This is a genomic window from uncultured Methanobrevibacter sp., from assembly GCF_937906425.1.
Taxonomy (GTDB): Archaea; Methanobacteriota; Methanobacteria; order Methanobacteriales; family Methanobacteriaceae; genus Methanobrevibacter.
Genome location: NZ_CALCYR010000290.1, coordinates 1 through 7,829, shown reverse-complemented (window position 1 = coordinate 7,829; position 7,829 = coordinate 1). Strand labels below are relative to the sequence as shown.

The 7,829-nt window shown below is 30.4% G+C and carries 6 protein-coding genes; 1 reads left to right on the top strand and 5 read right to left on the bottom strand.

All coding sequences use genetic code 11. The annotated features are described in order from the left end of the window. Nucleotides 1–144: 144 nt before the first annotated feature. Both Q0138_RS08555 and Q0138_RS08550 read right to left on the bottom strand, forming a co-directional pair. Nucleotides 145–1,347: a hypothetical protein gene (locus Q0138_RS08555; protein WP_297983423.1), complete on the bottom strand. Its 1,203-nt coding sequence runs from the start codon at nucleotides 1,345–1,347 to the stop codon at nucleotides 145–147. Between the two features lie 160 nt (nucleotides 1,348–1,507). Next, entirely contained in the window at nucleotides 1,508–2,554 is a 1,047-nt protein-coding gene (locus Q0138_RS08550; RefSeq protein ID WP_297983420.1) for a Zc3h12a-like ribonuclease, read from the bottom strand. A 956-nt stretch (nucleotides 2,555–3,510) separates the two neighbouring features. Between Q0138_RS08550 and Q0138_RS08545 the strand changes: the two genes are divergently transcribed. Then, nucleotides 3,511–4,848, top strand: a complete 1,338-nt coding sequence (locus tag Q0138_RS08545; RefSeq protein WP_297983418.1) for an MATE family efflux transporter — start codon at nucleotides 3,511–3,513, stop codon at nucleotides 4,846–4,848. Between the two features lie 364 nt (nucleotides 4,849–5,212). On the opposite strand, the gene Q0138_RS08540 is transcribed toward Q0138_RS08545, so the two are convergent. From Q0138_RS08540 to Q0138_RS08530, 3 genes are all read right to left on the bottom strand, one after another. Continuing rightward, the gene (locus Q0138_RS08540; RefSeq protein WP_297983416.1) at nucleotides 5,213–5,884 is read right to left on the bottom strand and encodes a zinc-ribbon domain-containing protein; all 672 of its coding nucleotides are present in this window, start codon (nucleotides 5,882–5,884) and stop codon (nucleotides 5,213–5,215) included. Between the two features lie 117 nt (nucleotides 5,885–6,001). Then, a complete protein-coding gene (locus Q0138_RS08535) occupies nucleotides 6,002–7,381 on the bottom strand; it encodes a 2,3-diphosphoglycerate synthetase (RefSeq protein WP_297983414.1) in 1,380 nt (459 codons plus the stop codon). A gap of 196 nt (nucleotides 7,382–7,577) precedes the next feature. Beyond that, the coding region (locus Q0138_RS08530; RefSeq protein ID WP_297983412.1) for a hypothetical protein at nucleotides 7,578–7,829 on the bottom strand (252 nt) is incomplete at its 5' end.

The following is a 7,829-nucleotide window of genomic DNA, read 5'->3' as shown; positions in this document are numbered from 1 at the left end:
AAAAAACTGACCAAAATTAATAAATTAATAAATTAAATTTAAATTAAAAAACTGACCAAAATTAATAAATTAATAAATTAAATTTAAATTAAAAAACTGAGCAAAATTAATAAATTAAAATTGCTTTAGTTGTAATTAACTTATTTACTTGTAAGTGTAATAAGCCACAATTATTATTAAAACCAAAAAGCCGTAAATGCCCATTCCCATAATCGCAAGCAAGTAGGACAATATAAATACCAATAAAAAGGCAGTTATCAGTTTTCCCTTCTTGTTTGCAAAGAGATCGCACAAGGTTCTTGAAAAGTCGGATGGAACATTGTATGCATATAAACCATTTGCCAAGTCAAATACCACCAAGGACAATGGGCCGAAACCCTTAATTCCCTCTGCAATATTTGCACGTTCACCAGCTTCCCTTCTGCTTCTTCCAATACCAATCTTAACTTTGGCACCATTATTGAGAATAAACCATGCACAGTCCAAACCTGCACGAATAGCTACATCCTTACTAGGGAATCTTGCGATTAAGTCATCTCCACCTTCACGATAACCTTCAATTTTTCCATCACAGTCTTCCATAAACTCCTTTACACTTGTCATCAATTCAACAAGCTTGTTTCTACCATGCTTGGAAATGAAATCGGTTGAGTTTACAATATCAATGAAGAGATATTGTTGATATTCAGGCGGTTCTGATTCACCTAATGTGAATGGACTGTCCAAAACAAGGGCATATTCACCGCCGAGCTTTGTAAATGCAACTCCAGGAACGTCTCCAACCTCCTTGTTGAACTTGATTGACCTTTCAATAGCTGCAGCACCTGTCATTCCGGCAGCAGCCCTTACACGAATTCCATTGTCAAGCCCTATTCCAACAAGCTTGATTGCTACACGGATTGCATCATTCTTGCTCATAAGTTTTGAAACAAGCTCAGTTTCACTTCTTTCAATAATCTCTCCTTTTTCTTTAATAATAATGTCAGTAAAATAATTAATGATATAGGATGGTTCTGAAAGCTCAATATACATATAACGGTCACTACCCATTATGATATTACTTACAAGTGCATATTCCTCTACCTTATCTTGAGCCGGAAGCAATTCATAAAAACTATGATTTTCAGGAATGTTTTCACGACCTACATCCCTAACCAAATTAGTAAAAATACTTTCTGTAGTAATATGAGCCTTATCGATTTCCATAAGCATAGTTTGAGTGTAATTAAACATGTCCACATACTCTGTTTCTATTGGAGTGGTTGGGAAATACTTAGTACCTATACTAATTATATCATGTTTTGTAATTAATGAAATAACACTTCTCAATAAACCATGATCAGCCATAATTGACCCCCTAATAAGTTTTAATAAAATATAATTAAGAATACTTTCTTTTTAAAATAAAAGGTTTTAAAAAAATATAACTTAAGAATACTTTCTTTTTAAAATAAAACATTTTAAAATATTTTTCATGCATATTAATATTTAACCCATTTCAATTAGATTATTTCTTATCCTTCTTGTCTTTTTTCTTAGTATTCTTTTCCAAATAAATTTCAAAGTCTCCAGGTTTTTCCAAAATCATATTCGGTTTAACTGATACAAATGGGAACTTCCAGGAACCTAATCTTCCTGCAATTGTACTTGCAATGTTTCTGGAGTTCTTCTTAATGAATATCTCATCATATGTATTTGTCTGAATCTCAATATTGTATGGAGCATTGTCCTCCACCTCATCAGTCAAAACAATATTCAAACCGAAATAACCGGGTTTAATGAATAAATCGTTACGAACTGCAATTAAAGGCTTATGTACAAGTCTTAATCTGTCTGCAACAGTTACTGAAATATTACCTGCATCCTTAACTGCAGCCTTATAATCTTTAGGATGAACTAGAACAAAGATCACATATGGAACTGATGTCTCTACATCATCAACCATTTCCATTACCTTGTCAAACATTGGCAATCTGGAGAAGATTCCTTCAATTTTAGAGGACATGTTATCCTGTTCTGATTGATCAAGAATTAAAATAGCCTGTTTTGCCACATTGAGGGGAGTGAACTTGGTTGTTTCCTTTCCAGTATATACAACCCATCTTTTCCTATCCAATTCATTTAAGATTTCATCACAGATGTTTTGCAATAGGTTTTTAACCTTTTTAGGTTTTTTGGTTTTACCCATAATCAATTCATCACCCTTTATTGAAAAGGATATTCTCATACTGTTGATATCTGGGAATTCAGCCATGAAATCTCTGAACTTATCATTAGACAAAACCTTTGCATTTTCCTCATCGGCAATTTCAAGAATATAATGATCAGCAATGGTACCAACTGGAACCTCATCAATTATGCCGTCATTAACCAATCTTACAAAAGTCTCCTTATCATCAATATTATGACGTAATGAAGCATCAGCTATAATTAAAAAGTCATGATGACCCTTTTCCAAAGCCTTAACAGCCAAGGTAATGTTTTTTAATTTAGCCTTTGAACCTTCTTCTTTTTGAAAATGAGCAACATTAGCTGCATCAATAATAACTTTCAAGCTATCACCCATCATTAATTAATTTATTTAATTTAATCATTTAATTTATCAATATAATCTTTTTATAATTGAATTTTATAAACTTAAAAAGGCAAAAATTTTAAAAGAGACAATAAAAAACAAATATTGCCTTAAAATTCACCATATCTATACTTTAATAAATATATAGTATTATAAAAAATTATTCATAAATATATAAGTTTAATAAAATATTTAAACCTTAGGATAATTGAAATTTAATTTTTTTTAAAGAAAAAACCAAGAGATTTGAAAAAAATTTAATCTAAGTTTTTTAAAAAAAACTAACTTAAAAAAAATTAAAAAAAATAAAACCAAGTTTTTTAAAAATAAAAAAAATTTCAGATAAGAAAAGTTAAAAATACAAAGATTTTTAAATAATAAATAATATAATCTATTTTGTTGAATAATTATCTTAAAATATAGTATATTAAATATAACTATTTTAAAACAATGTATTAATGATAATATAACATAATTGCCATTTATATATTATATAAAGCATTTATATAAGAAAAAAATTTTTATAATTTTGAACAATATTTAAAAAATATTCATAAAAATTATTTTTTGTTAAATTATTGCAGATAAAAAATTATGGATTTATTCAATAATACATGAAAAAATTAAATGGGCTTTCTTAAAAAGTTTTATAAAAAACAAACTAAAAATGAAAATCATTTAAAAAATTAAAAATAAAAAGTTTTATAAAAAACAAACTAAAAATGAAAATCATTTAAAAGTTTAAAAAAAACTGATTAAAATAATCAATTTAACATAATTATTCAAACTATTTCTAAATAAAAGTAGTACGGATACAAAGATATCCATATTCTTATAAAAAAATTCAGTGATATTATGCAAGGAAATTTTTTCTATAAAATTATATTAAATCATTCCATAGGTTTAGTATGTGCTCCATCTGCGGAGTCTGAATCATGGAAATAGATGCATTGTTAAACGAACCTAAAAAAAGTGTTATTGGATTAAGCATTCCAATGATCATATCACTTCTTTTAACCATGGTCAACAATATTGCAGATGCAATGTGGGTTAGCGGACTTGGAGCTGAAGCACTTGCGGCAATCGGAATTGTGACACCATTATTCATCATTACAATAGGTGTTGGAATAGGAATAAGTTCCGGCGTAAACTCTTCAATAGCACGTTTTATCGGAGCTGATAGATTTGAGGATGCGGGTAACAGCGGTGTCCATGGACTTATCCTAAGTGTAATTGCAAGTATAGTCATCCCAGCAATAATCATCATATTCCTTGAACCGATACTCATTGCAATCGGCGGGGCAAATGTTTTGGAACTTGCCAAAAGCTATGGATTCTGGATTATGCTAGGCAGTTTCACAATCATCGTAACAAATGTGTTCAGTGGAGTCTACAGATCTGAAAACAAGGGAACAAAGGCTACAATACCTCTTGCAGTTTCAGCAATATTAAACATCATCCTAGACCCTATATTTATCTACACATTCAATATGGAGGTTAAGGGAGCTGCAATCGCAACAGTTCTTGCCAACCTAATAGGTTTGCTCCTCTTTATCTACTGGACATATCTTAAAAATGAAACATTGCTTGACATGAGAAGCTATAAAAGAAGTTCCGCAATCTACAAGGACATCATTGGCGTAGGAGTTCCAGCAAGTATGGAACAGATTTTAATGTCCATTTTCAGTATGGTAATCAACATAATCTTGGTTTGGGTTGCAACAACAACATCAGTTGCAGTTTTCACCACAGTATGGAGACTTGTAAGTATTGGAATCATGATTCCTGTAGGAATAGGAACAGGTGCAATAAGCGTATTCGGTGCTTTATACGGTGCAAGAAGAACACAAACAATTCATGAGATGTTTAAATACACCCACATAATAGGATTTGCAGGAGCATTAATAGTAGGCATATTGACTGCGGTTTTTTCAAATCAGCTGGCAATGCTCTTTGGTGGGGCAGGATTAAATAAGGAAATTAGTGAAATTACCATCATTCTTTCTGTTTATGTTGTTTTCAGCAGTTTAAGTATCATTTCAGGATTCATATTCCAAAGTTTTGGAAAAGGATCTTACAGCCTTGGATTTACTTTCCTTAAGCAAATTGTATTGACTCTGATTTGCATTTTCTTATTTATTGGACTTAAGGACATGGGAGTGTACTATGGAATCAATTTAGCAAACATCATTGGAGGAATAATTGAAATAATTGTATTATACTTCTATGTAAGTAGAATTGACAAGTATTACCCTGAAACATTCCATGAATAAATAAAAAAAAGAATTTAAAGTTTAATAAATTTTATTTGAAAAAATAGAATTTTTAAACTTTAAAAAATACTTATTTTACTTATTTTACTTATTTGACTTATTTTAATAATTTTAATAATTTTAATAATTTTAATCCTAATTTTAATCTAAATTTTAAACTAAATTTTAAACTAAATTTTAAACTAAATTTTAAACTAAATTTTAATCCTAATTAATCAAATTTTAATCCTAATTTTATCTAATTTTAATCTAATTCAAATCTTTATTTAATCTTATTTAGACCTATTAAAAACTATTAAACCTAAAAAAACTATTAAACTATTAAAAAATATTAAACCCATTTAAACTTATTTTAATTGATTTTTTATTTTTCTATAATATAGGTTCCCTCATTTATTCTCTTAGCAACGGTATATGCATTGTACAATGCATAGACCCAAAATATCCAAAATAAAATATATCCTAAAGCGCCAATTATAAAAGCACTGCATGCCAGTATAATTGCTGCAAATATAAAACATATTCCCTTCAAGGTTTCTCCATTATATATCTGTCCAAGCCCCGGATAAAAAAATGATAAAACTAAAGACAATATAGGATGTTTTTTCTTTGCCGGCTTTCTTTGATTTGTTTGGGAATCTGAAAAAGTTCCTCTTGAATAGCCAGATTGACCAGCAGAACTACCATCAGAATTAGTATTGGCTTCAGAAGAATCAAATCCTCCTGCAGAACTACCTTCAGAAGAATCAAATCCTCCTGCAAAACTGCCTTCAGAAGAAGCATGAACTCCCCCTAAACCAGTTCTTTGACCACAGTGAGGACAGAACTTTTCATTACGAATCAGTTCAGTTCCGCATACGCTGCATCTTTTAATTCCATCATCAACAGCTCCAGCACCTCCGAAACTTGCAGACACATTATCAGAACCATTGCTGCCATCAACACTTGCTACATTAAGCAAATTGCAACCGCAATTTTTACAAAACTTATTAATATCTTCTTGCTCTTTTCCACAATCAGGACAAATTTTAGTCATTTTACCACACATTAAATTATCAAAATCTTAAAATAAAATATTTGAAAATAAAGAATCTAAACCATTATTTAATGATTCATTAAATAATTTATTTATGAAATCATATTTGAATCTTAATTACTCCCCATTAAAATCATCTATGGCAGAATCTACAAGATTCAAGATGGATTTTTCCAAGTCAGGATAATTCTCGCCAATAGGTACAGGAATATTGTCACAGTAAATCAGTTCAATTCCAGACTCAATGGCTTCCTTTGTAACAACGTCAACAGCTGCAGCCTTAAGTTCAGTTATGATACAGTCAACATCATCCTTATATTTGTCAATATCCTCCTGCAATAGAGGCCTGTTGGATAGGTGGGAACTTAATCCAACAACAGTACAGGCATATTTCTCCTCAAGATAATCAATTAAAACATCCCTTACGGATTCTGGAGCAGTGGTTACAAATAAAACCTTCTTATCTTCAATGTCTCCCAAAGGCTTAGGCCTAAATACTGTAGAGATGAAATCAACATTCGGATTGATTTCTCCAATAAACTCCTCAATTTCTCTGATTTTTTCAGCGCTTGCCATCGGCTCTTCACACATTGTAATAATAACCAAATCCCCTAATCTTATTCTGAATGGGCCAAAATAGGATTTGATGTTTTCAATTGGCTGATTGGCACCAACAAGAACTATATTCTTGTTTGTCTTGATTGGTGGTATTGCAGCACCACTTCCCTCAAAAATCACAAACTCACAGTCTTCAGAATTTGCCTTCCTTGCAGCCTTTTCCATATTTGTGAAAAATACATCGCCAGCCATTCCTCCACCGCAACGTCTTGAACCTATGGTTAAGATACGGCTCATAAGAGCGTCTTCCCAATGGTCACTTGCAGCATGAACACCTCTGTTTGATTGCTCAAGAAGATATTCTGGCCTAATTTCTATTTCACCGCCATGAACAATCTCAGGCTCTTCAGGCCCTCCACGACCCATTGCCACAACACAGGGATTATAATTGTTCTTATCAATCAAACGGGAAGCAAATCCTGAAACGGCGGTTTTTCCTATTCTCTTACCTGTTCCAAGAATCTTTATAGATGGCTTTTCCATAATGTCATATTGTGTAATCGGTTCAAACCTAAAGTCAGAACCTTCATAAACCGCACCGCAGGAAAGTACAATTGATGCTATATTGAAACGTTTTGCATAATCCAATACAGGCTCATCACTTAAGTCAATTACCTTATCAATACCTAATTCAATGATTTTTTCCTCAATCAAATCATAGGGAATTTCATGCTTGTCAGGTCCGAAGAATACAGGAACGTTCAAGATGTCGCTGTATGTATCCTCATCCCCCAACTTAAGCTTTTCAGTTCCCCCTATAAAAATAAGAGCAATGATTTCTATATGATCCAAACTGGAAATTGAATCTACTGCAGATTTAGTTACAGGCAAGTAATGCTCACCATCAACTAAACAAATGACTTTTTCAGTATTTGACATATTTTACACCTATTTTTTAATATGAAAATTAAAGTTTATTAATTAAAATTTATTAAATTAAAATCCTTTACTAAAAATTAAAAAAAAAATTAAAATTTATTAAATTAAAATTCTTTACTTAAAATTAAAAAAATTAAAATTTATTAAATTAAACATTTTTAAATTGAAATTCTTAACTAAATACAAAATTTTAAATTTAACACAACAAAAAACTGTTTAAAAAAATAAATTTCTTCCAATAAGTCATATCTAAATTATCTATTCTAAATAATTCTAAGTCTTTTTCGTTTTTTATTAAATCATTTATATCAACAGTAAAATTAAAATTTATTTTCCCACTTAAAAAATCTTCAATTTGTTCTTGAGGAATTTCATAGTATTTATATCTATATGGTACAGCCCACATTTGATCAATTATATTAAATTTAATATAAATATTTGTTTTTTT